Annotated in this window: 24 protein-coding genes and 1 pseudogene; 7 read left to right on the top strand and 18 right to left on the bottom strand. The window is 64.2% G+C overall.

All coding sequences use genetic code 11. The annotated features are described in order from the left end of the window. Positions 1-2: 2 nt before the first annotated feature. Genes KDB76_RS18355 through purU form a run of 5 tightly spaced genes read right to left on the bottom strand, consistent with a single transcriptional unit; the run spans position 3 to position 6218 of the window. Positions 3-2906, bottom strand: a complete 2904-nt coding sequence (locus KDB76_RS18355) for a 2Fe-2S iron-sulfur cluster-binding protein (protein ID WP_038409928.1) — start codon at positions 2904-2906, stop codon at positions 3-5. Next, the gene (locus KDB76_RS18350; RefSeq protein ID WP_013973145.1) at positions 2903-3208 is read right to left on the bottom strand and encodes a sarcosine oxidase subunit delta; all 306 of its coding nucleotides are present in this window, start codon (positions 3206-3208) and stop codon (positions 2903-2905) included. The genes KDB76_RS18355 and KDB76_RS18350 overlap by 4 nt, the downstream gene beginning before the upstream one ends. A 12-nt stretch (positions 3209-3220) precedes the next feature. Beyond that, complete coding sequence (locus tag KDB76_RS18345) at positions 3221-4462, bottom strand: FAD-dependent oxidoreductase (RefSeq protein WP_013973144.1); 1242 nt, start codon at positions 4460-4462, stop codon at positions 3221-3223. Then, entirely contained in the window at positions 4444-5355 is a 912-nt protein-coding gene (gene folD, locus KDB76_RS18340) for a bifunctional methylenetetrahydrofolate dehydrogenase/methenyltetrahydrofolate cyclohydrolase FolD (protein WP_038409927.1), read from the bottom strand. Before folD ends, KDB76_RS18345 begins: the two co-directional genes overlap by 19 nt. Continuing rightward, the gene (purU, locus tag KDB76_RS18335) at positions 5352-6218 is read right to left on the bottom strand and encodes a formyltetrahydrofolate deformylase (protein WP_023662858.1); all 867 of its coding nucleotides are present in this window, start codon (positions 6216-6218) and stop codon (positions 5352-5354) included. The genes folD and purU overlap by 4 nt, the downstream gene beginning before the upstream one ends. Positions 6219-6458: 240 nt before the next feature. Here purU and KDB76_RS18330 point away from each other — a divergent pair, with 240 nt between their 5' ends. The 5 genes from KDB76_RS18330 (at position 6459) to KDB76_RS18310 (ending at position 9589) form a co-directional block, all read left to right on the top strand. After that, positions 6459-6860 (top strand): hypothetical protein, encoded by a 402-nt coding sequence (locus KDB76_RS18330; RefSeq protein WP_023662857.1) that lies wholly within the window; start codon positions 6459-6461, stop codon positions 6858-6860. A 103-nt stretch (positions 6861-6963) separates the two neighbouring features. Next, complete coding sequence (locus tag KDB76_RS18325; RefSeq protein ID WP_003256222.1) at positions 6964-7185, top strand: MbtH family protein; 222 nt, start codon at positions 6964-6966, stop codon at positions 7183-7185. After that, positions 7182-7901 carry an alpha/beta fold hydrolase gene (locus tag KDB76_RS18320; RefSeq protein ID WP_038409926.1) on the top strand — a complete coding sequence of 240 codons (720 nt, stop codon included), beginning with the start codon at positions 7182-7184 and terminating at the stop codon, positions 7899-7901. Before KDB76_RS18325 ends, KDB76_RS18320 begins: the two co-directional genes overlap by 4 nt. Before the next feature lie 57 nt (positions 7902-7958). Continuing rightward, positions 7959-8510 carry a hydrolase gene (locus tag KDB76_RS18315; RefSeq protein WP_015270830.1) on the top strand — a complete coding sequence of 184 codons (552 nt, stop codon included), beginning with the start codon at positions 7959-7961 and terminating at the stop codon, positions 8508-8510. A gap of 26 nt (positions 8511-8536) precedes the next feature. Next, positions 8537-9589, top strand: coding sequence for a DUF1615 domain-containing protein (locus KDB76_RS18310; protein ID WP_038409925.1), 1053 nt, complete (start codon positions 8537-8539; stop codon positions 9587-9589). 161 nt (positions 9590-9750) lie between these two features. On the opposite strand, the gene KDB76_RS18305 is transcribed toward KDB76_RS18310, so the two are convergent. From KDB76_RS18305 to KDB76_RS18265, 9 genes are all read right to left on the bottom strand, one after another. Continuing rightward, positions 9751-10614 (bottom strand): zinc ABC transporter substrate-binding protein, encoded by an 864-nt coding sequence (locus tag KDB76_RS18305; protein ID WP_038409924.1) that lies wholly within the window; start codon positions 10612-10614, stop codon positions 9751-9753. Further along, positions 10611-11510 (bottom strand): metal ABC transporter permease, encoded by a 900-nt coding sequence (locus tag KDB76_RS18300; protein WP_013973136.1) that lies wholly within the window; start codon positions 11508-11510, stop codon positions 10611-10613. The genes KDB76_RS18305 and KDB76_RS18300 overlap by 4 nt, the downstream gene beginning before the upstream one ends. Then, positions 11510-12256 (bottom strand): metal ABC transporter ATP-binding protein, encoded by a 747-nt coding sequence (locus KDB76_RS18295; RefSeq protein WP_038409923.1) that lies wholly within the window; start codon positions 12254-12256, stop codon positions 11510-11512. The genes KDB76_RS18300 and KDB76_RS18295 overlap by 1 nt, the downstream gene beginning before the upstream one ends. After that, positions 12253-13155, bottom strand: a complete 903-nt coding sequence (locus tag KDB76_RS18290; protein ID WP_015270825.1) for a metal ABC transporter substrate-binding protein — start codon at positions 13153-13155, stop codon at positions 12253-12255. Before KDB76_RS18290 ends, KDB76_RS18295 begins: the two co-directional genes overlap by 4 nt. Positions 13156-13171: 16 nt before the next feature. Then, positions 13172-13741: a DUF6162 family protein gene (locus tag KDB76_RS18285; protein WP_003260375.1), complete on the bottom strand. Its 570-nt coding sequence runs from the start codon at positions 13739-13741 to the stop codon at positions 13172-13174. Further along, entirely contained in the window at positions 13738-14058 is a 321-nt protein-coding gene (locus tag KDB76_RS18280) for a hypothetical protein (RefSeq protein WP_013973133.1), read from the bottom strand. The genes KDB76_RS18285 and KDB76_RS18280 overlap by 4 nt, the downstream gene beginning before the upstream one ends. Continuing rightward, the gene (locus KDB76_RS18275; protein WP_038409922.1) at positions 14055-14594 is read right to left on the bottom strand and encodes a hypothetical protein; all 540 of its coding nucleotides are present in this window, start codon (positions 14592-14594) and stop codon (positions 14055-14057) included. Before KDB76_RS18275 ends, KDB76_RS18280 begins: the two co-directional genes overlap by 4 nt. Next, positions 14591-15784, bottom strand: a complete 1194-nt coding sequence (locus tag KDB76_RS18270; RefSeq protein WP_013973131.1) for a PepSY domain-containing protein — start codon at positions 15782-15784, stop codon at positions 14591-14593. Before KDB76_RS18270 ends, KDB76_RS18275 begins: the two co-directional genes overlap by 4 nt. Before the next feature lie 290 nt (positions 15785-16074). Next, positions 16075-17409, bottom strand: a complete 1335-nt coding sequence (locus KDB76_RS18265; protein WP_013973130.1) for a SidA/IucD/PvdA family monooxygenase — start codon at positions 17407-17409, stop codon at positions 16075-16077. Between the two features lie 171 nt (positions 17410-17580). On the opposite strand from KDB76_RS18265, the gene KDB76_RS18260 reads away from it, so the two are divergent. Then, positions 17581-18027, top strand: coding sequence for a hypothetical protein (locus KDB76_RS18260; RefSeq protein WP_013973129.1), 447 nt, complete (start codon positions 17581-17583; stop codon positions 18025-18027). 150 nt (positions 18028-18177) lie between these two features. Here KDB76_RS18260 and pbpG read toward each other — a convergent pair whose 3' ends face one another. The 3 genes and pseudogenes from pbpG to KDB76_RS18245 all read right to left on the bottom strand — a co-directional run bounded on the left by pbpG (position 18178) and on the right by KDB76_RS18245 (position 21236). After that, positions 18178-19104, bottom strand: a complete 927-nt coding sequence (gene pbpG, locus KDB76_RS18255; RefSeq protein WP_023662495.1) for a D-alanyl-D-alanine endopeptidase — start codon at positions 19102-19104, stop codon at positions 18178-18180. A gap of 160 nt (positions 19105-19264) precedes the next feature. Then, positions 19265-20395: pseudogene (locus KDB76_RS18250) on the bottom strand (HAMP domain-containing sensor histidine kinase). Between the two features lie 166 nt (positions 20396-20561). Beyond that, the gene (locus tag KDB76_RS18245) at positions 20562-21236 is read right to left on the bottom strand and encodes a polysaccharide lyase family 7 protein (protein ID WP_024087344.1); all 675 of its coding nucleotides are present in this window, start codon (positions 21234-21236) and stop codon (positions 20562-20564) included. 237 nt (positions 21237-21473) lie between these two features. Here KDB76_RS18245 and KDB76_RS18240 point away from each other — a divergent pair, with 237 nt between their 5' ends. Next, positions 21474-21797 carry a DUF1654 domain-containing protein gene (locus KDB76_RS18240; RefSeq protein ID WP_023662493.1) on the top strand — a complete coding sequence of 108 codons (324 nt, stop codon included), beginning with the start codon at positions 21474-21476 and terminating at the stop codon, positions 21795-21797. 302 nt (positions 21798-22099) lie between these two features. Here KDB76_RS18240 and KDB76_RS18235 read toward each other — a convergent pair whose 3' ends face one another. Next, positions 22100-22924: a S24 family peptidase gene (locus KDB76_RS18235; protein WP_024087343.1), complete on the bottom strand. Its 825-nt coding sequence runs from the start codon at positions 22922-22924 to the stop codon at positions 22100-22102. Between the last annotated feature and the right edge of the window lie 83 nt (positions 22925-23007).

Genomic DNA, 23007 nt, shown 5'->3' with positions numbered 1-23007 from the left:
GCTCAGAGCTCCTGGCGCAGGTTGTCGGGATCGTGGAACGGCAGTGGCACCACCTTGGCATTGACCATCACGCCGCCCTCAACGCGGATCGGGATGTGCGTGCCAGGCGTGGCCTGATGGGCACCGGCGTAAGCCAGGCCGATGATCTGCCCCAGGGTTTGCGAGTATTCGCAGGATGTGACGTTGCCGCTGATGTCCGCCCCGTCCAGCACCAGATGCCCCTCCAGCGGTTGCGGGCTGCCCTTGGGCAGGGTGAAGCCGACCAGTTTGCGCTTGAGCGGCTGCGCTTCGAGGATCTCGATCGAGCGTTTGCCGACGAAGAATGGCTTCTTGCGGCCGATGGCCCATTGCATGTCGATCTCCGCCGGGTGGGTCATGCCGTCGGTGTCCTGGCTGATGATCACGTGGCCCTTTTCCAGGCGCAGCAGGCGTTGGGTCTCGACGCCGAACGGGCGAATGCCCAACCCCGCGCCAGCCTGCATTAAGGTATCCCACAGGTGCTCGGCGTGGCGCGCCGGCACGTGCACTTCGTAGCCCAGTTCACCCACAAAGCCCACCCGCAGGATGCGCGCGGCAATGCCGGCCACTGTGCCCTGGCGTACACCGAGGTAAGGGAAGGCATCGGCCGACAGGTCCACATCGTCACACACCTTGGCCAGCACCTGGCGTGACAGCGGCCCGGCCAGGTTGACCGCGGCCAGCGCGGCGGTGACGTTGGTGATGTCCACATCCAGGCGCCATTGCGCGTTCCACTTCAGCATCTGCTGGTAGATGCGGTCGACGCCGCTGGTGGTGGCGGTGACGTAGTAATGCTGCTCGCCCAGCCGGGCGCACACGCCATCATCGATCACCACGCCATGCTCGTTGGTCATCAGCGCGTAGCGGGTGCGGCCGATGGCCAGCTTGGCGAAGCCGAAGGTGTAAAGGCGCTCCAGCAGTTCGGCGGCGTCGGGGCCGCGCACATCCAGGCCACCGAGGGTGGAAACGTCGATCAGGCCGACCTTCTCGCGCACATGGCGGGCTTCCTCCTGCATGCAGCGTTCGCGGTCCTCGGGCTTGCCATAATAGGCCGGGCGCTGCCAGATGCCGGCCGGCATCATCTTCGCCCCGGCTTCCAGGTGGCGGCGGTGCATGGGCGTTTGCCGGTACGGGTCGAAGGCGCGGCCGGCGACGTGGGCCAGTTTTTCCGCCTGGAACGGTGGCCGGGCGGTGGTCACCCCGGTTTCGCTGATGCTGCGCCCGGTGGCGTGGGCCACCAGGCGAGCGGTCGGCAGCGCCGAGTGGCGGCCCTGGGACGGGCCCATGCCGACCGTGGAGAAGCGCTTGACCAGTTGCACATCGCGGTAGCCGCTGCGCGTGGCGTTGACGATGTCGCGCACTTGCAGGTCTTCGTCGAAGTCGACGAAATCCTTGCCCTTGGGGTGGGGGAAGATCGGCCAGGTGAAGTTGACCTTGGCTTCGGCGCTGAACACTGGCTGCACCGGCGCTTCCAGGCCCAGCGCTGCCAGCGCATCGGCAGCCCCGCGAGTGGCGTCGGCCAGCACATTGCCCAGTGCGTGACGGCCGTTCACCGAACCGGCGATATCCAGCCCGGCCGGCAGGTTGCTGATGACGAATTCGTCGCGGTTCACATCGTAGGCCAGCTTGCCGCCAGCCTGGCACGGCAACTGGTACACCGGCATGTAGCCTGCCGACATGCACAGCAGGTCGCAGGCCAGGCGCAGGCCATGCGGGCCGACCTTGCCCTGGCCGGTGATCGGGCGAATATCCACGCCACTCACGTGGCGCATGCCCGCTTCGTGCAGGGCTTCGTACACGGTGCTGCCCAGGTGCACGGGTATATCGCGGCGCTTCAGTTCGGCGGCCACTGCGGCATCGGCTGGCGCAGCGCGCATGTCGACCACCGCGGCCACGGCCACGCCTTGCTCCTGCAGGTCGAGGGCGGCGAGGTAGCCGTCATCGTGGCCGGTGAGGACTACCGCGCGCTGGCCGGGTTTTACCGCGTACAGCTTCATCAGCCGCTGCACGGCGCTGGTCAGCATGACCCCCGGCAGGTCGTTGTTGCGGAACACAACTGGCTGGTCGAACGAACCGGCCGCCACCAGGCAGCGGCTGGCGCGCACCTTGTACAGGCGCTTGTGCTGGATCACCGGCAGGTAGTTGTCGGTGAACCAGCCGTTGCAGGTGGCGTCCAGCAGCACCTGGATGTTCGGGTGGCCCTCGACGGCAGCCAGCAGTTCCTGGCGCAGGCTGGTGGCGCGGGTGCCGGCAATGTCGAAGCGGGCGTAGGTGAGCGAGCCGCCAAGCACCGGCTGTTGCTCGACAAGCAACACCTTGGCCCCGGCATTGGCCGCGTCCAGTGCCGCACGCAGGCCAGCCGGGCCAGCGCCGATCACGGCCAGATCGACGAACAGATAGGCCTTGTCGTAATACTGCGGCCTGAAGCCTAGGTCGAGCACGCCCAGGCCGGCCTTCTTGCGGATCAGCGGCTCCCACACCTTCCACATGCCCTTGGGCTTGTAGAACGAGCGGTAATAGAAGCCCACCGGCATGAAGCGCGAAAACTTGCCCAGGTAGGCGTCGCGATCGTGCGCCAGGCTACCGTTGAAGTTTTGCCCTTCGACTACCTGGCCATCGCGGGCGGCTTCCAGGTCGGCCAGCACATTGGGCTCGTCCGGCAGCTGCACCAGGGTGTTGGCATCCTGCCCGGCCATGCTCAGCGGGCCGCGCGGGCGGTGGTACTTGAACGAGCGCGACAGCAGCCAGCGGCCACTGCCGAGCAGGGCGCTGGCGATGCTGTCACCGGCAAAGCCCTGGCAGGCCTGGCCGTCGAACTGGAAGTGCAGGGGCCGCTCGCGGTCGATCAGCAGGCCCATGGGCGCGGGGAGGCGAGTGTGGCTGTTCATCCGGCAATCTCCGGGGTGGCGGCGGGGGTGAAGTCGACGCGGCGGTCGAACAGTTCTTTCGGGTCGAAGGTGCGCAGCACCTGGTCGCTCACCGTGTGGCGTTCGGCCAGGAACCAGTAGCTGGAGGCGTTGTGCAGCCACCACTCGGTCACCACCCCGGCCAGGTTGTCGCTGTTGAACACATAGTCGGCCCATTGCGCATCGCTGCAGCTGGCCGGGTCGGGCATGTGCCTGAATTCGCCGCCGTAGGTGAACTCGCTGATATTGCGCGGGCCGTTCAAGGGGCAGGTCAGGATCTTCATCGTCGTCGCTCCTTAGTGGCTGGCTGCGGTGGCGCCCATTTCGTTGACTTGCTGGAAGCGGCTGAAGCGCTCCAGGGCAAAGGGTGCGATCAGTTCCGGCACCTTGCCGCCACTGGCGACCAGCTCGGCCATGGTCTTGCCGCAGATCGGCGTGGCCTTGAAACCCCAGGTGCCCCAGCCGGCGTCCAGGTAATAGTTGTGCACCGGCGACAGGCCCATGATCGGGCTGTAGTCCGGGGTCATGTCGGTGATCCCGGCCCACTGGCGCATCAGCTTGGCGTTGGCCATGAACGGGAACATCTCGATGGCGTGTGCCAGCAGGCTCTCCTTGAGGTCGAGGGTGGAGCGGGTGTTGTACAGCGGGTAGGGGTCGGAGCCGCCGCCAAAGACGATCTCGCCGCGGCTGGTCTGCTGCACGTAGCAGTGCAGCGCCGAGGAGCTCACCAGTGGGTCGAGAAACGGCTTGAACGGCTGGGTGACCATGGCCTGCAGCGGGTAGGTGTGGATCGGCGCACGAATGCCGGCCTTGGCCATCAGCAGCGAACTGGCCCCGGCCACGGCCTGTACCACGCAACCGCACTGCACGGTGCCACGGTTGGTCTTCACCGCCTCGATGCGGCCATTTCGGATCAGCAGGTCCTGCACTTCGGTCAGCTGGTGGATCTCGACGCCGCGCTTGGCAGCCTGCTTGGCGTAGCCCCAGGCCACCGCGTCGTGGCGGGCGGTGGCACCATCGATGTGCCAAAGGCCGGCGAGTACCGGCAGGTGACCGGGGTCGAGGTTCAGGCTCGGCACCAGCTCGCGGATCTGCTGGCGGTCGATCATTTCAGTGCGCCCGCCAAAGTGCTTGTTGACCTCGGCGCGCTGGCGAAAGGCGCGCACGGTGGCGTCGGTGTGCGCGAGGGTGAGCTGACCGCGCTCGGAATACATGATGTTGAAGTCGAACTCGTTCGACAGATTCTGGAACATGCGCACCGATTCTGCGTAGAAGCGCACACCCTCACTGGTGAGGTAGTTGGAGCGGATCACCGCTGTGTTGCGCGCAGTATTGCCGCCGCCCAGGTAGGCCTTCTCCAGCACGGCGACATTGGTGATGCCATGGTACTTGGCCAGGTAGTAGGCGATGGCCACGCCGTGGCCGCCGCCGCCGATGATCACCACGTCATAGCGTGGCTTGAGTTCGCACGGCGGTGGCAGGTCGACCTCTACCGGGTAGTCGGCGCTCAGGCCGTATTTCAGCAGGGCGAAAGGCATGGGGTGCGCTCCTGGTGGGCGGCCTGTTGTTGCAGGTCGAGGGCGAGCAGGGTGTTTTTCATCAGGTAGGCGATGGTCATAGGGCCGACCCCGCCGGGCACCGGGGTGATGCCGGCCACCTGGGGCAGGGCGGCGGCGAAGTCGACATCGCCGACCAGGCGGCTGTGGCCGCCTTCGTCGATGCGGTTGATACCGACATCGATCACAACCGCGCCAGGCTTGAGCCAGTCGGCACCGATCAGCCGTGGCTTGCCCACTGCGGCCACCAGGATGTCTGCCTGGCGACACAAGGCCTGCAGGTCGCGGCTGCGCGAGTGCACCACGGTCACCGTGCAGTCGGCCTGCAGCAGCAGGGCGGCCATGGGCTTGCCGACGATGTTCGAGCGGCCGACCACCACCGCATGCTTGCCATGCAGTTCGCCACAGGCATCGCGCAGCAGGCGCATGCAGCCGCTGGGCGTGCACGGGGTGAGCACATCGCGGCCCTGGGCCAGGCCGCCGACGTTCTCGCTGTGGAAGCCGTCCACATCCTTCAGTGGGCTGATCGCCTGAAGAATGCGGTGTTCGTCGATATGGGCCGGCAACGGCAGTTGCACGAGGATGCCGTTGACCTCGGTGTCGCGGTTGAGGCGGTCGATCAGGGCCAGCAGCTCGGCCTGGCTGGTGTCTGCGGGCAGGCGATGCTCCAGCGAGCGGATGCCCACCTCTTCGGCACGCAGCATCTTGTTGCGCACGTACACCTGGCTGGCAGCGTCGGCGCCGACCAGCACCACCGCCAGGCTCGGTTGCACGCCGCCCTGGCGCAGCTCCTGCACCTGCTCGCGTACCTCGGCCAGCACCCGCGTCGCGGTGGCCTTGCCGTCGATCAGCTTGATACTGGGAGTGGCGTTCATTTGAAGATCACCGTGCGGTCGTGGTTCAGGAACACCCGATGCTCCAGGTGGTATTTCACGGCGCGGGACAGGGCGATGGTCTCGGTGTCGCGGCCGATGGCCACCAGGTCATGCGGTGCGTAGGCATGGTCCACGCGCTGTACTTCCTGCTCGATGATCGGGCCTTCGTCGAGGTCGCTGGTGACATAGTGGGCGGTGGCACCGATCAGCTTCACCCCGCGCTGGTAGGCCTGGTGATAAGGCTTGGCGCCTTTGAAACCGGGCAGGAACGAATGGTGGATGTTGATCGCCCGGCCTGACAGCTGGCGGCACAGGTCGTCGGAGAGGATCTGCATGTAGCGCGCCAGCACCACCAGTTCAGTGCCGGTGTCCTCGACGATGCGCAGCAGCGCGGCTTCCTGTTCGGCCTTGGTGTCCTTGCTGACCGGCAGGTAGACGAAACGGATGCCCTGGCGCTCGGCCATCGGGCGCAGGTCCAGGTGGTTGGAGACCACGGCGGTGATCTGCATGTCCAGCTCGCCCTTGGCATGGCGGTACAACAGGTCGGACAGACAGTGGTCGAACTTGCTCACCATCAGCAGCACGCGCATCGGCCGGGCACTGCTGTGCAGGCTCCACTGCATGTCGAAACGCTGGGCGACATCGGCAAAGCCGGCTTCCAGCTGCGGTGTGTCACCCGTGACACCGGTGTTGTAGCGGAACACCGCGCGCATGAAGAAGCGCCCGTTGTCCTCGTCGTCGAACTGCGCCATCTCGCTGATGTAGCAACCGTGCTCGGCCAGGTAGGTGGTCACCGCGGCGACGATGCCGGACACGGCCGGGCAACTGACGCGCAGGATGAAGTGATCGGGAGCGGGATGCATGTCGGATAGGCCTCGTGATGGAGTGGGGCAGGTCGGGCACAAGGGCAAAAGAGGCTTCGCGTGGAGGCGAAGAAATATTTCTTGGTAGGAATATAAATTTCCTTTAGGCGATTTATAGGCGAAGAGGCGGGTGACGGTCTAGAGGTTTGTGAATTTTTTTTGCCTGGCAGGAAAGTTTTACCGGGGACCTGTAGGAGCGGGTTCACCCGCGAATAGGCCGGTACAGGCTATGATTGCTCCATGAGCACTACACCGCCTCTGCGCCAACCTTGCCCCCCTGGCGCCTGCGACTGCGGCCGCGAACACTTGGTCGATCACCCGCAGGCCGCTCAGCGCATCCTCCTGCTGACCCGCCAGGAAGAGAAACGCCTGCTCGACCGCCTGGAAAACCTCAAGGACCTGGAAGACCTGCAACGCCTGCAGCAGCGGATGTATGAAAACCTCGGCATTCGCGTGCACATTGCCCCCGGTTTCAACGAAGTGCGCACCATGCGCGGCATCGTCATCGAGCTGGATGATCAGCTCGGCCTATGCCGCAAGACCCGGCAGTCGATCCCGGCGGCGATCCGCCGTGGGCTGGAGCGCAATCCGCAGGTGGCCTTCCGCTTGCTCGATACCCACGACCTGTTGCGGGATACCTGAAGACCGCGTCAGCCCCACTAATTTTTTCGCCGCACGCCACGTCTACTTGAAAGCCCCCCTGCGCCAGGCGCGCAGCGGCATCCATCACTCAAGGAGACAGGCAATGACTTCCGTTTTCGACCGCGACGATATCCAGTTCCAGGTAGTGGTCAACCACGAAGAGCAATACTCGATCTGGCCCGACTACAAAGCCATCCCCAACGGCTGGCGTGCCGTAGGCAAGAGCGGCCTGAAGAAGGACTGCCTGGCCTACATCGATGAAGTCTGGACCGACATGCGCCCGCTGAGCCTGCGCCAGAAAATGGCCGAAGCCGCCGCCCAGTGACTGCATTGAACCTGCTGTGCCTGCCGTATTCCGGGGCCAGCGCCATGGTCTACAGCCGCTGGCGGCGCAAGCTGCCGACGTGGTTGCAGGTGCGCCCGGTGGAACTGCCCGGGCGTGGCGCGCGCATTGCCGAGCCACTGCACACCGACATGCAGGCCCTGGCCCGGCAACTGGCTGCCGAACAGCGCCTGGCGGCCAGCACCCCCTACGCGCTGCTCGGCCATAGCCTGGGCGCCTTGCTGGCCTTCGAGCTGGCCCATGAGCTGCAAGCGCTGGGCTGCCCGGCGCCACTGGCCCTGTTTGCCTGCGGTACTGCAGCGCCGACCCGCCGCGAGGATTACGACGGCAAGAACTGGCGCGAGCCCAAGAGCGATGCCGAGTTGATCGGCGAGTTGCGCGAGCTTCAGGGCACGCCCGAGGAAGTGCTGGCCAACGCCGAGCTGATGAGCCTGACCTTGCCCACCCTGCGCGCCGACTTCCTGCTGTGTGGTACCTACGCCTACCGCCAGCGGCCAGCGTTGCAGTGCCCGCTGCACGTGTTGGGCGGCATGCAGGACCGCGCCAGTGACGAGCAATTGCAGGCCTGGCGCAAGGAAACCCTCGGGGCGTTCTCGCTGCAGATGTTCCCAGGCGGCCACTTCTTCATCCATGAGCATGAGGACCGGGTGCTCGCTGCACTCACCGCGTCGCTGCAACCGCTTCGGCTGTCCGCCTGATTGACGTCACCGCTTGCCTGGGGGAGGCTAGGCCTTTTCCCAGGCAAGAGGCAGACAATGCTGATCGATCCCCACAAGGCCACGCTGCTGGTCGTCGACATCCAGGAAAAACTCATCGGCGCCATGAGCGACCCTGAAGGCACCCGCGCGCGGGCCCGATGGCTGCTGGCAGCGACGAACGAGCTGGAACTGCCGACGGTGATTTCCGAGCAGTACCCCAAAGGCCTGGGCCATACCCTGGCCGAACTGCTGGCCGCAGCGCCGGCCGCCGAGGTGGTGGAGAAAAGCCATTTTTCCTGCGTGGCCGCCGAGTGCCTGCCAGCAAGTTTGATGGCGCGTGAGCAAGTGATTGTCTGTGGCATGGAAACCCACGTGTGTGTGCTGCAGACCGTGCTTGGCCTGCTGGCACTGGGCAAGCAGGTGTTCGTGGTCGAGGATGCCTGTGATAGCCGTACGCCGGCGAGCAAGGCCGCAGGGCTGGCACGCATGCGGGCCGCGGGAGCGCAGGTGGTGACCCGCGAAATGGTTCTGTTCGAGCTCATGGGTAGTGCCAGCCACCCGCTGTTCCGGCACATCAGCAAGACCTACCTGGTCGGTGAACAGCCCTGAACGGCCGGTTACTGGCTGCCGGGTTGATGGCCCTGGCGCTGCTGCAAGGCTGCGCCGGGCGTCGTGAGGAAGCGCCCGAGACGGACCCGGCCAAGGTCCGCGCCCAACTGCTGCGGCTGTTACCCGCCCAGGCCAAGGACCGCGAGGGTTGGGCCCGGGACATTCAGGTGGCGTTCGAGGCCCAGCGAATTGCCCCCAGCAAGAGCAACCTGTGCGCGGTGCTGGCGGTGACCGAGCAGGAATCGACCTTCAATGCCGACCCGCAAGTGCCCAACCTGGGGCGTATCGCCCGAGAGGAAATCGACCGCCGCGCTGCGCGCCTGCACATCCCCAAGCTGCTGGTCGACGGTGCACTGAAGGCGCCGTCGGGTAATGGCAAGAGCTACCAGCAACGTTTGCAGGCGGTGCGCAGCGAGAAGCAGCTGAGCGAACTGTACGACGAAGTCATCGCTCGCGTACCGCTGGGCAAGACCTTGCTGGGCGGGCTGAACCCGGTGCATACCGGTGGGCCGATGCAGGTCAGCATCGACTTTGCCGAAAAGCATGCGCGGGATTACCCCTATAGCCACGACGGCAGCATTCGCCAGGAAGTGTTCACCCGGCGCGGCGGCATGTATTTCGGTATCGCCCACTTGCTAGGCTATTCGGCCAACTATGATCGCCAGCTGTATCGCTTTGCCGATTTCAACGCGGGCTGGTATGCAAGCCGCAATGCGGCATTTCAGGCGGCACTGAGCAAGGTGACGGGGGTAACGCTGGCGCTGGATGGCGACCTGGTGGCGCCGGGCTCGATCATGCCCGGGACCACTGAAAAGGCGGCACGCAAACTGGGAGGAAAGCTGGGCCTGCGCAACCCGCAGATTCGCAGCCAGCTGGAGCAGGGCGATAGTCTGGCCTTCGAGGACAGCAAGCTGTACAGCGGGGTGTTCGCCCTGGCCGATGCAGCGGCCGGCAAGCCGGTGCCACGGGCGGTGCTGCCGGGGATCCAGCTGCAAAGCCCGAAGATCACCCGCAAGCTGACCACGGCGTGGTTTGCCGGGCGGGTGGATGAGCGTTATCAGCGGTGCATGAAGCGCTAGCGCTGCATTCAACGCGATCAACTGTGGGAGCGGCCTTGCGTCGCGAAAGGGCTGCGCAGCAGCCCCAGAAATTTGTGCATCTGTGCTGAAATCCTGGGGCCGCGATGCGGCCCTTTCGCGACGCAAGGCCGCTCCCACATTGACCGTGCCAGCCTGCCTGATCAGCTTTCGCCCAGGGCGGCAACTACCTGATCCACACTGGCCTTCAATCCCGCAAACGCATCCTCAGGGTCACTCTCCACCACCACCAGCTTCGCCCCGGACGCCTTGATCACCTCGGCCACAGCCGCTTCCGGCCGCCGATGGTCCAGCACCAGCGCCACATCCTGCGCCTTCAGGTTGTCCCCCAGCGCCTTCAGCGCAGTCGCATCCCACTCGGCTGGCAGCGGCTGCTCGACCACGTCCAGGTTCAACCCGCTGGCCAGATAACCCAGCCGTTCCGACAGGCTCACCACCGTCAAGTTGTCGACCTTGGCCAAGCGTGTCTGGCTGCTGGCCGAAAGCTCCAGCAACTGGCGTTTGAGCCCGGCCAGGTTGCCCTGGATCTGCGCCTTGTCGCCCGGCGCCAACCGCTCCAGGTCATTGGCTACCACATCGGCCATGCGCCCGAAGTTGGTCGGGTTGAGCCAGGGATAGGCGCCATAGGCCTCGTCGCCGCTCACCGCTATGCCCGGCAGCGCGCCATCCACTGGCCGTGCTGCGTCGATTTCGACGATCCGGATATTGCTACGCCGGGCCATCGGGTACAGCGGGTCGTCACGCCAGATCGAGCGCACGCCGATCACCGCGTCGGCCTGCTGCGCGGCCTTGTGCAGGCTGGCGCCACCGCGACCGCTGAAATAGGAAGGCTGGCGGCTGGCAGGCAGGTTGGCGGGTGCTGCACGCTTGAGCTGCACCTTGGTGCCCTCGAGCAAGGCGCTGGCCAGGCTGTGGGTGACGGGCAGGGTGGTCAGCACTTGCGTGGCGAAAGACAGCGACGGCAGGCCGGCCAGGGCCAGCGCCAGGGTCAGGCGTTTCAGGTTCATGCCGGGTTTCCTTGCAGGCGGGGGACGAGGGCGCGGGCCAGCGCCGCCAGGGCGAAGCAGATGCCCGCGACCAGGATGATCGCGGCGCCGGACGGCACCGGCAGGTCGAAAACGATCGGCAGCAGGATGCCCAGCAGCGTGCTCAGCGTGGCAATCAGCACCGACAGGAAGAAAAAGCCCTTCAGCGACTGGCTGACCAGGCGTGCGGCGGCAGCGGGGATCACCAGCAGCGCCCCGACCAGGATCGCCCCGATCACCTTCACCGAGGCCACGGTGACCAGGGTCACCAGCACCACGAACAGGTAGTCCAGGGTTTTCACCGCCACCCCGCGCACGGCTGCCAGCTGTGGGTTGAAACTGGCCAGCATGATGCGGTTGTACAGCGGCACGGCCAATGCCAGCACCAGCACCGCGACGATGCCCAGTACCACCAGGTCCTGGCCGCTGACGGTCAGCACCGAGCCGAACAGCACGTTCTCGAGGATGTGCACGTTGATCTTGCCCGCCAGCATCAGCAGCAGGCTGGCGCCCAGCGCCAGCGACACCGACAGGAATACGCCGATCAGCGTGTCCGGCGACAGCCCGGTGCGGTTGCGCAGGAAGTTGAGCAAGATGCCGAACAGCAGGCAGTAGCCGAACAGGCTGCCGTAGGGGCCGGTGTAGGGCTCGCCCAGCAGGATGCCGATGGCCACGCCGGTCAGCGCGGCATGGCCGACCGCCTCGGAGAAGAAGGCAAAGCGCTTGACCACCACCAGGGTGCCCAGGCCGCCCAGCACCGGGCCGATCATCAAACCGGCCAGCAAAGCGTTGACCACGAAGCCGTAGGCCAGCGCCTCCGGCAGGTACCCGGCAGTGGCCCAGTCCTGGACCGTTTGCCGAAAGATTTCAAAACTCATCAGGCAAGGCTCTCGCTACGCGGGTGAACGGAGAACAGGCCGAGCAGGCGCTCCGGGGTCAGGGCCTGGGCGGGCGGGGCGTCGAACAGTACCTGGCGGCTCAGGCCGGTAACTCGGTCGGCCAGACGCATCACGGCTTCCAGGTCATGTTCGATCCACAGCACGGTGGTGCCGGCCTGGCGCCAACCCTGCAGCAGTTGTTCGAACACCTGGATGCCGGCTTCATCCAGGGCCGACATCGGTTCGTCCAGCACCAGCAGTTGCGGCTCGGGGATCAGGCCCTGGGCCAGCAGCACGCGTTGGCGTTCGCCACCGGAAAGCGCGCCCATGCGCCGTTTGCGCTTGTCGAGCATGCCGACCTGCGCCAGGGCTGTGTCGATGGCCGGCTGCACGCGACGCGACAAGCCGAGGAAGGCAGGGCGGCGCTGGCACATGGCAGCCATGAAATCGTCCACGGTCATCGGCAGGCCACGGTCGAATTCCAGCGCCTGCGGCACATAGCCGATCACGTCGCGTTCGCCGGGCCAGTGCAGGGTCAGCTGGCCCTGGTGCGGCATCTGCCCTAGCAGGGTCTTGATCAGCGAACTCTTGCCGCCGCCGTTGGGGCCGACGATGGCATGCACGCTGCCGGCGGCGACGTTGAAGCTGACCTGTTCGAGGATGCGGGTGCGGCCCAGGGTGAGGTCGATGCCGGCGAACTCGATGCGCGGCCCGCAGGCTGTCATCAGGTTGGCGGCGGCGGTCATGCACGGTTCTCCTGGATGGCGCGGACCACGGTGTCGAGGTTGCGCTTCATCTCCACTTCGTACTTGTCCTTGGTGTATTCGCCGTAGGAGATGTGTGTAAGCGGGTACAGGCGCACGCCGGATTCACGCTGGATGGTTTCGACATAGGCCGACGGGAAGTCCATTTCCGAGAAGATCACCCGCACGTCCAGCGCCTTGAGCTGATCGATGGTCTTCTTCAGCTGGGCCGGGCTGGGTTCGATGCCATGGGCTGGCTCGACCACCGCAGTCACTTCCAGGCCGAAGTCACGTACCAGGTAGTCGTAGGCGGCATGGATGGTGGCGACCCGGAAGGTGGCGCTGGGCGCCTCGGTGACCTTGGCCAGTGCTTCGGCACGCAGTGCGCGCAGGCGCTTGGCATAGGCGCGGGCGTTTTGCGTATACAGCTTGGCGTTGTCCGGGTCGAGCTTGCCCAGTTCGCGGGCGATGTTGTTGACCTGGGCGATGGTGGTGCTGATCGACAGGAAGGTGTGCGGGTTGACCACCTTGCCGGCGCCGCGGGCGGCAATACCGGTGGCCGCCAGCAAGGGTACGTTCTGGTTGGCCTCGATGGTGTTTATGTCGGGCTTCTCGCTGGCGGCGATCATACGGTCGGCGAAATCGTCATGGCCGACGCCGTTCAGTACCACCACGTCCAGGGTACCGATGCGCTTGATGTCCTCGGCCCGTGGCTCGTAGGCATGGGGGTTGAACCCTGCCGGAATCAGCGGCACCACTTCGGCCTTGTCGCCGACGATGTTGCTCACATAGCTGTAGTAGGGGTGCAGGGTAATGCCGATACGCAGGGGCTTGCCGTTATCGGCCAGGGCCTGTGCCGGCAGGGCAATGGCCAGGAGCAGGGCGAGGGCGGAGCGGAGCATGGTGAAGTCCTTGGGTTCAATGACGGTGTTCGCGGGTGACCCCGGCGTCGTAATGGCTGACCACCTGCTGCCAGCCGGCGGCGATCAGGGCGGCCTGGCCAAGGTCGTCCGGGGTCACGGCGGCGCTGTCGCGGCGCAGCCAGACATCGGCCTGGCCGGTGCTGTCGGCCGGCAGGATCAGCAGCAAGCTGCCGGCCACTTCCGGGGCCTGGCTGCGGCCAAGGTAGGCCCCGGTCTCCAGCCACGACCATTGGTGGCTGCCGCGGCCCTGGCTGCCGGCATCGACCACGAACGGCGGCAGGCCTTCCTCGGCAAGTGCCTGTACGCTGGGCGCAGCGGTGTTCTCTTCACGCAGCAGCTGGATTTCGTCGAAGGCCACCCGCAAGTCGGTGTACAGGCCTTGCTCGGCGGCGGTCAGGTCGCGACGGGCGTCTATCTGGTGGCTGGCGATGGCCTGTTCATCCTCGCGTTCGCCGCGCAGCAGCACCACGCCGGTGGCGAGTACCACGATCAGCAGGCTGACCAGCAGCACGTACAGGGTTTCGTGCCCGGCGCCGGCCGGGCGAATCACTTGGGCGCGGCTCATGGCTGGGCTATATCGGCGTAGTCGACTTCCACCACGTGCCCGGGGCCGGCATCGAACAGCACGTAGAACTCGCCGTCCGGGCGCTTGAAGGTCAGGGTCGAGTCATCACCGAGCTTGCCGCCGACCAGCACCTGTTCGTCGTAGCCGATCACATCCAGGGTAACTCCGGGGGCGCCGCTGCCGTCTGAGAAGCCGCCGGTGCACTTGACCTGGCCGCCGGCCAGCTCTTCACACTCGCACATCGGGTTGTGCGCCAGGGCCGGGCAGGCGGCCAGCACCAGCAAGGGCAGGGCGAGGGTGCGTATCAGGTGTTTCATTTCTTGCCTCCTTGTTTCTCGAGCCAGGCCACGGTGGCTGGCGATGCCTTGGCCAGGGGGACCGACGCCTGGTGCATGCTGCCGTCCCAGCCTTCCAGGGTGATCCAGATCTGCGCGTCGGTCTTGGTGCGTGGCGGGATCGGCAACGAGGTGCCCATGTTGTACGGCGCACCGAAGAAAATCGTGCCGGCGGCGCGCAGGCTGCGCGGTTTGCCGATGCGCAGGTAGGCCGCCTTGACGCCGTTGACGCAGGCCTTGCACAGCGATGCATTGAAGACCTTGAAGTGGCCGGCCGGGCCATCGGCGCGGGGCGCCTCGTCACGCATCTCGGCCAGGTCCAGGGTATAGGGGCCGACCTGGATGTCGTGGATCACATTGGCGCCGAGCCCCGCTTCGCCGCGAAACAGCTTGGCCTCGGCGAAGTACTTGGGCATGAAGCCCAGCGGGATGAGAATCAGCAGGATGTTCAAGTGAAAACGCCACTTCAGCCACAGTTGCTTCAGCGGGCTGACGGTCACGGCTTGGGCCTGGCTCATGGGCGGATCTCCACGGTGGGTTCATGGCGCGCCATGCGCGGTGCGCGCTCGCTGCGCTTGAGGGCGGCGGCGGTGGCCTGGGCGGTGCGTTTGGTCCAGATCAGCAAACCGCTGAACACCATCAGGGTGAGGACCAGGCCGAAGAAGAACCACACCAGCTTGATCGGCAGGCCGCCGAAATCGCCGGTGTGCAGCGGGCGCATCGACTCGGTGACGAACTCCAGGGCGGAGCGGTCGCTGATCAGGAACTGACTGTCGACATTACGCGTGTACGGGTTCACCGAGGCGCTCTGGAACATCAGCGGGTACCAGCCTGGTCCGGCCAGGGTGATGTGGCTGTAGGCGGTAGCCGGCAGCGAGATGAAGCTGATCTCCAGCCCCGGGACCGCCAGGCCGGCGATGCGTGCCGCTTCATCCAGGTCGATGCGCGCTGCCGGGCTGCCATTCGGGGTTTGCGGCACGTCCTCACGGGCGATCACCGGCACGATGGGCCGGCTGGAAATGGTGATGTGGTTGTCGGCCAGGATTGCCTGGATCAGGAACCAGGTGCCGGTGATGGAAATGACCGCAATGAACCAGATCGACCAGACCCCGGCCAGGCGGTGCAGGTCGCCCCAGAAAATTCGCGAACCATGGCCGGTGCGCACCGGCTTGAAGAAGCCCTTCCAGAACTTCTTGTACACCACCAGGCCGGTGACCAGTGAAGCCAGCATGGGCAGGCCGAGCAGCGACACCAGGTACCAGCCCCAGCTGAAACCGCTGGTGAACGGCACCAGCCACCAGCCGTGCAAGGCGCGGGTAAAGGCTTCGAAGTTGAAGTCCGGGGTCTTGCCCTGGATGGCACCGGTGTAGGGGTTTACATACAGTGTCGGGCTGGTGCCGTCAGGCAGAGTGACATTGGCTTTGACCGCGAAGTGCGAACCGTCGGGCTGGATCAGCCGCTCCACCACCATGTCCGGCTCGGCCTTGTGCATGGCGTCCAGTACCTGCTGGAAGCTCAGGCGCTCGGCGTCGGCGTCGGGCTTGTTGGCGCGCACGGCGGGGTCGGCCAGCCAGACGATTTCCTGGCTGACCACCGCGAGCATGCCGGTGAAGCAGACGATCAGGACAAAGAACCAGATCGGCAAGGCGAGCCAGCTGTGGACCAGGAACCACAGCCTGGATTTGGATTTTTTCGGTGATTTGGCCATCTGACGGTCTTCTGCAATGGGGAGTCGAGCGTGTGCCCAGCCAAAGAGGGGCTGTATTGATAAGGACGAATGAGAATCGAAAACCTGCCGTTTTAAATGCAAGCAAATGTTTCAGGCAAAGAAGCCTGAAAGCTGGCGCGACCCTGTAGGAGCGGCCTTGTGTCGCGAAAGGGCTGCGCAGCAGCCCCAGGGTTTCAGCGCAGACGCACAAATTGCCGGGGCTGCTTTGCAGCCCTTTCGCGACACAAGGCCGCTCCTACAGGACCTGTGCATGCCTTGAGGGCAGGGGATCAGGCGCGGGTCAGGGCCACGGCCGGTTGCGGCTTGCCGTGCAGCTGCGCCAGGTCCTGGTACAGCGCGCGGCCAATTTCCGCAGCGCGCGCCGGCAGCACCGAGAGCAGGGTGTCACTCAGGCCGTGGCTGTTTTCGCAGAAGCCCTGCAGGTACACCGAGGCCTGCAGGTCGGGGCTGGCCAGCACGCGGTAGTTGCGGTCGACGCTGAAATCTTCCAGGTAGCCGGCCAGGGGCGCCAGCAGGTCACGGTGCGAGCGGCGCTCGTAACCGGTGGCGAGTATCACCGCGTCGTAGCGGTGGGTCTGCTGCTGGCCGGTGGCGAGGTCGCGCAGTGTCAGCTCCAGGCCTTCGCGGGTGGCCACCACGGCTTCGACCTGGCGCCGGCACAGCACGTTGTGGCGGTACTGGTGGGCGACCTTCTGCCGGTAAAGGATGCCGTAGATGCGTTCGATCAGGTTGAGGTCGACCACCGAATAGTTGGTATTGTGGTATTCGCCCAGCAGCTTGCTGCGCTGGTCGGCCGGTTCGTTGTAGACCAGGTCGGTGTAGTCCGGCGAGAAGATCTCGTTGACGAACGGGCTGTCATCGGCAGGCTTGAGCGCCGAACCGCGCAGGATCATGTCGACCTTGACCGACGGATAGCTGTCGTTGAGGTCGATGAACGCCTCGGCGGCGCTCTGGCCCGAGCCGATCACGGCAATGCGCATCGGCTTGCCGGCGGTGCATGGCAGCTTGTTCAGGCTGCTCAGGTACTGGGAGTGGTGGAATACCCGCGGGTCGTCCTTGAAGGCACCGAACTTTTCCGGGATTTTCGGCGTACCGCCGCTGCCGACCACCACCGAACGGGTGCGGCGGCTGTATTCGCGGCCTTGGGCGTCGCGCGAGACCAGGCGCAGGTGCTCGACCCGGCCCGCCTGCACGTCCGGCTCGATGCGCAGCACTTCCTCCCCATAAACCGCCTGGGTGGCGAAGTGCTCGGCGGCCCAGCGCAGGTAGTCGTTGTACTCGAGGCGGCACGGGTAGAAGGTGCCGAGGTTGATGAAGTCGGCCAGGCGCTGCTTCTGGTGCAGGTAGTTGACGAAGCTGTAGGGGCTGGTGGGGTTGCGCAGCGACACCAAGTCCTTGAGGAACGAGATCTGCAGCTCGCTCTGAGTGGCCAGGGTTTCGCCGTGCCAGCGATAGTCCTGCTGCTTGTCGATGAACAGCGCGTCGAGGGCATGGCCTTGGGACTCGGCGAGTTCCTCCAGGGCGATGGCCAGGGCCAGGTTGGAAGGGCCGAAGCCCACGCCGATCAGATCTTTGATGGTTTCCTGCTGTGAGGGCTGGCTCATGGCTGCGATTCCCTGAATGGTCGAATTTGGACGCCCGCCGGGGCTCCGGCTCCTGCGCAAGTACATGTGTTGGAACGAGCCAGTCGGGGGGGAATTTAAGCGGACTAAAGAACTGTGAGGGGTGGCCGATAGGGGATACGACAAGGAGCCAACTCGAGGCAAGGAACCGAGATGAGCGGGATAACAGCAAGCAATTTGATAATCAACGGCGTTTCGGCCCAGACGCTGAGTGCGAACGCAACTGCCGATCGCGAGCAGGCGAAACAGGCTGGTGAGGCACTGGGGCCCTTGAGCATCAGTAGCGACAGCATGAAGGTTGGCGGGGCTGGCCAGGCGCAATCCACGGACAGTGAAGGCAGTGGGGAGTCACAGGCCGTGTCCGAGCTGCGTCAGTTGATCAAGGATTTGCAGAAGCAGCTGGCCGAGGAGCAGAAGCAGCTTGCTGCATTGATGGACAGCAAAATGGACGAGGCTGCCAAGGCGGCTGCGGTGGGAGCCAAGCAGGCGAGCATTGCCACTATCAACGGGCAGATCATGGCGGCCACGGCGCAGTTACTGGAGTTGTTGCAGCAAGAGGGTGGCAGCAGCGCGGGCGGAATGGTCAGCGCCACGGCCTGACGAACTTGGGGCTGCTGTGCAGCCCTATCGCGGCAAGCCGGCTCCCACATGGACCGCGCAGGGCAGTTGCTCTCGCAGGCCTGGTGCTGTCACTGTGGGAGCTGGCTGCCGGCGATAGGGCCGGTGCAGGCCCCATCATTCCGGCTCCGGTCATTCGGCCGCCAGGCGCCCCTTGTTCTGCCGCTCTGCCTTGTACTGCATGGCCACCGCCGGCGCCGGCTTGGCAGCACCGGTTTCCAGCCACTGACGCATGCGGCTGGCATCGGCGAAGTGGGTGTACTTGCCAAAGGCGTCGAGGATCACCATGGCCACCGGGCGGTTGTCCATGCGGGTCAGCAGCACCAGGCAGTGCCCGGCTTCATTGGTGAAGCCGGTCTTGGTCAGCTTGATGTCCCAGTTGCTCTTGTTCACCAGGTGGTCGGTGTTGCGGAAGCCCAGGGTGTAGTTGGGCTTGCGGAAGGCCACGGTCTTCTCGCGGGTGGTCGACAGCTCGCTCAGCATCGGGTACTTGCGCGACGCCATCAGCAGCTTGGCCAGGTCACGGGCCGTGGACACGTTCTGCGTCGACAGGCCCGTTGGCTCGACGTAGCGGGTGTGCGCCATGCCCAGGCTGCGGGCCTTGGCGTTCATCGCCTTGATGAACGCCGGGTAGCCGCCAGGGTAATGGTTGGCCAGGGTGTTGGCCGCACGGTTTTCCGATGACATCAGGGTGATCAGCAAGGTTTCGCGGCGGTCGAGCTGGCTGCCTAGGCGCACACGCGAATACACGCCTTTCATTTCCGGGTTGTTGGCAATGGTCATGGTGAGCATCTCATCCATGGGCTGCTTGGCATCCAGCACTACCATCGCCGTCATCAGTTTGGTCACCGAGGCAATCGGCACCACGCGGTCGGCGTGGCTCGAATACAGCTCCTGGTTGGTGTTCAGGTCGATCAGCAGGGCGCTGCCCGAGGCGAGATGCAGCTTGGATGGGTCACGTTGAACCTGGGCCGGGGGTTGTGCAGCAGCGGTCGACGGAAGGGTCGCAGTACCTGTGAGCAACAGCAGCAGGCTGAGGATGGACAGGGATGTTTTCACGTTGAGGCTCACTAAAAGTTGGTATGTCGTTGGCTGTGCAAGGGTTTTCCCCCAAAAAACCGCTGCATTCTGGAGTATGGCTGATTTGCTGTCGAATGCCTTATGACTAAAGGGCGCAACGTGAACGAAATTTAATCCTGTACCAATTCTGTACCCATCATCACTCTGCCGAAGACAGCAGAACAACCTCGAAGGTCGTCCCGTCCTCCTCAGTCGACTCCACCTCAATTCTGCCACCGTGGTTCGCCACGATCTCCGATGCGATGAACAGGCCAAGGCCGAGCCCCGCTGCTGAGCCACGCTCTCCGGATGAGTAGCTCGAGTATCTCCCTTCCGGCTTGAAGATCTAGGGCATCACCTCGGGTGGAATAGGTTCTCCGGAATTCTGGACGCTGACCCGTGGAACACCATCCACCTTGGCCAGCGTGACCTTGATCGGGGCCGTTGCATCGCCATGGCGCAGGGCATTGCCTATCAGGTTGGAGAAAACCTGAGAGATGCGGTCAGGGTCGAATTGGCCCGTGATGTGCGCCTGCTCATCCAGGATGATGCGCGCGTGCGGGAACGCCGTGCGCAGTTCGTCAATGACAGCCTTGCAGATTGGATTCAAATCCATTTTCCGCAAATCCACTGGAATGCCAGTCCCCAGATTGCAGCGGGCCAGATCCAGCAGATCGTTGATCATGACATTTGCCCGATGTGCACTGGCACAAACCTGGGTCGCAAGTAACTTTCCCTTTTCATCCAGACCGGCCTGCCGCTGGATCAGCCCGCCAGCCATGAGTATCGCGCCCAAGGGCGAACGCAAATCATGACCGAGCACGGCTAGCACCATTTTCCGGGTCGCCTCGACTGCCGTTCCGTAGGCAGCGATCGACTCTGCGAGCGCCTGGTCAATCGCTTCATTGAACCGGATCATGTCCTGAACATGATGCGCGTCTGCGAACGACTCCTGGCTAAGCCAGAGTGACAGAACGCTTGCGCGCAATGCCCGGTATTCGGACACCATCTGGTCCATCGAGAACCCAGCTATCAAGCGAGCAACAGCGTGGGTCTGCGCTGCGGTTTCGCTTGAACTCCTGGGGCCTCTGCCTTGTGCCTTCTCGGACTGTTGTTGCCTGCTCTGAGGCGTTCTCATGTCTTTGGCCACGGTGCGGAGCATCTTTTCGGCATGATCGCGCAAGCCGGAGGAGTCCTGCTTCGGCAGCTCTGTTTCAACCGAGCGGGCGTAGTTTTCCCAAGCCTGGAGAATGGGTTCCATACTGCTATCAATGAAATCGAACAGTCTCATGGGGCCTAACCCTGTCTGGAAAAAAGAGACCCGAACAGCTTAGTTCATCCGGGAATCAGGAAGTTTGGGCGACAGCCATTCGAGCTGATCGCTAAATGCAGGGCGATCCCGATGCAACCTGTGCCGGGATGCAGGGGCATCGGGATGTCTCGCCGGGTGCCTGGGTTCAGGCATGGATCAGCGAGAGGTCGCTGATGATGCAGATCGAGCCGTCATCGGCGGGCGTCGTGTCGGAGTAGTCCACCTGGTTGTACACCCCGCCGTGGAACTCGAACAGCCGCGAAGCCCAGGTACTGTCGAACTGGAGATCGCCGGACGAACCCGTCACCCCGTTGTACTTGGCGGTAACGGTGACCACGCCTGCCGACGTGGCGTGGATGCTCACCTCGAACTTCGACCCCAGCGGTACCCCCTTGAGCACCGTCGAATTCACAGGATCCGCCTGGTTGTAGGTCCGTCGAAACCCCAGGGTGATGTTGCCCTTTTTCCAGAACACCTTCACGGGCGGGCTGTCGTCCCCGTAGACGTGCATCTGCGCGATAACCACCTTCTGCGCCCAGTTGACCTTGGTCAGTGTCATTTCCTGGCGATTCCAGTGATCCAAGGCGCCGCCCAGGCTCCAGTATTCCGGCTCCGACCACTCGCAGCGGGTCCTGCGGGTGCTTTTGCTCGAAGCGCCTTTGGTGGGGGCAGACAACTGGACCGAACCATCGCTGAGCACTGTCACGTAGTTCGGGTACAGGGCAATCGCTTCGCTGCCGGTGAGTTCGACCGCTACGGTGCTGATCGACGATTCGGCTACCGGAACGGCGATGGTGAGGTTGCTGATATCTACGCTCATGGGGGGAACTCCTGAATGGAAATGTCGGTTGGTGCCGCAGCAGCACGGTGGCGGCTGCTGGAGTGGAATTTAGCTCTGCGCTAAATCATCGTCAATAGCTTATGGCTAAAATTATTTCGCCGGGCGACAAATTACCTGTTGGCGAAAATTTTCCGCAGCGGGGCTTTACGCTTGATTTGGCGGTGAGATAAGCTTTCCTTGAATACTGTACGAATATACAGCCGTCAGGATATGAGTATGTCTAAGCACATGAAGTCGACGCCCCATCAGCGCCAGGAAATAACCGGAATGGAGCGTCTGAGCTTGCGGGTATCAGCGATGATCAACCACCCGCTCGCGCAGACGCAGCGCTGGGTGACGGTGCATCGCCTGGATACCGACGGTGATGCCGAGTGGGAGGAGGTGATGGGCCTGCTGGCCGAGACGCCCGAGTTGGAACTGACCTTCAACGACGACGAGAGCGTGACGGTGCGCTGGGAGCGCAGCAGCGTGGAGGAGCGCGACGACTTTATCGTCGAGCAGGACAGCGAGCAGCAGGCCGAGGAGGCGGCACCTTTCTGAAGGTCAGAAAGAGCCTGCGGGGTAGCGTAATGCTGTTCACTCAAGTCTGATGTGGCATCGATGGGGCTGCCTTGCAGCCCTTCGCGGGCAAGCCCGCTCCCATAGAACCGCGCATAACTCATTAAATTAGCAGGGGCTCTGTGGGAGCGGCTTTAGCCGCGAACACCGGCGAAGCCGGTGCCATGCACCGCGTTGGATTCTTCGCGGCTAAAGCCGCTCCCACAGGGTACGCGTACCGCTTGGCTGTGGGAGCGGGCTTGCCCGCGAAGGGACAGCATTACGCCGGGGTGGTGGGCTTCGCCTTACACAAGGTGTGCATTCCACACCAGCAGCACCCTGGCCTGGATGTAGGTCTCTTCCCGGCGAATCATGCGGTCCTTGTGCCGCGAGTTGTCGGAAATCATCTCGAAATGGTCTTCGTCGGCAATCTGCAATCGCTTGATATAGATGTGGTCGCCCCAGGAGAAGAAGTAGATTCCGTCACCGACGAACTCGCGAATACTGACGTCCACGATCAGCGGGTCGCGGTGCTTGATGGTCGGCTCCATCGACTGGCCCCAACCGGTCACCATCTTCAGGTGGTGGTGCTCGCTGAACTCCACGCCCAGCTCGCGCAGGTGGCTTGGGCTGACGCGAACATCCTTGAACATCTCGGGGTAGTCGTGGGGGATCTGCCCGCCACCCATGGCTGCGCGGACGTCGTAGTGGGCAATCCACACTTCGTCGCCCACCAGGCCTGGCCGAGCAGGTTCAGCGGCCACCAGTGTCGAATCTGCCGGCTCCTCGGCGGCGGCCAGCAGCCTTTGCCGGGTTTCTTCAGGGATGCCTCTGCCGCTTCTGGCAAGCATCTGCTTGACCAGGTCGGCCGCGGAAAGCTTGCTGTCGCCAGCCTCGGCCGGCGACTGCGCCTGGTCGCCCGCTGCCATCGCGTCGAACCACCCCCGCGGCAAGCCTTCGATGCCCTCGATTCGGCGGGCCACATCATCGCCCAGGTTCTTCGCTGTCTTGTCCGAAAGGATCTGGCTCAGGTGCGCAGGCGCCATCCCCCAGCGCTCTGCGCAGGATCCCTTTCTCTGGTTGCCGATCAGCTTGACCAGGTTGTGCTTGCGAATTTCGTAGATGTCCATGGAGCGAAGCATGCCAGTGTTTAGCTTGCTGCTAAATATGCTAACAGCTAAATTTTCCTTGTCATGAAATTAGCTGTAGGCTA

Origin of the sequence: Pseudomonas sp. JS425 (assembly GCF_018223845.1) — a bacterium.
Lineage (GTDB): Bacteria > Pseudomonadota > Gammaproteobacteria > Pseudomonadales > Pseudomonadaceae > Aquipseudomonas > Aquipseudomonas asiatica.
This window is presented reverse-complemented; position numbering and strand designations above follow the sequence as displayed.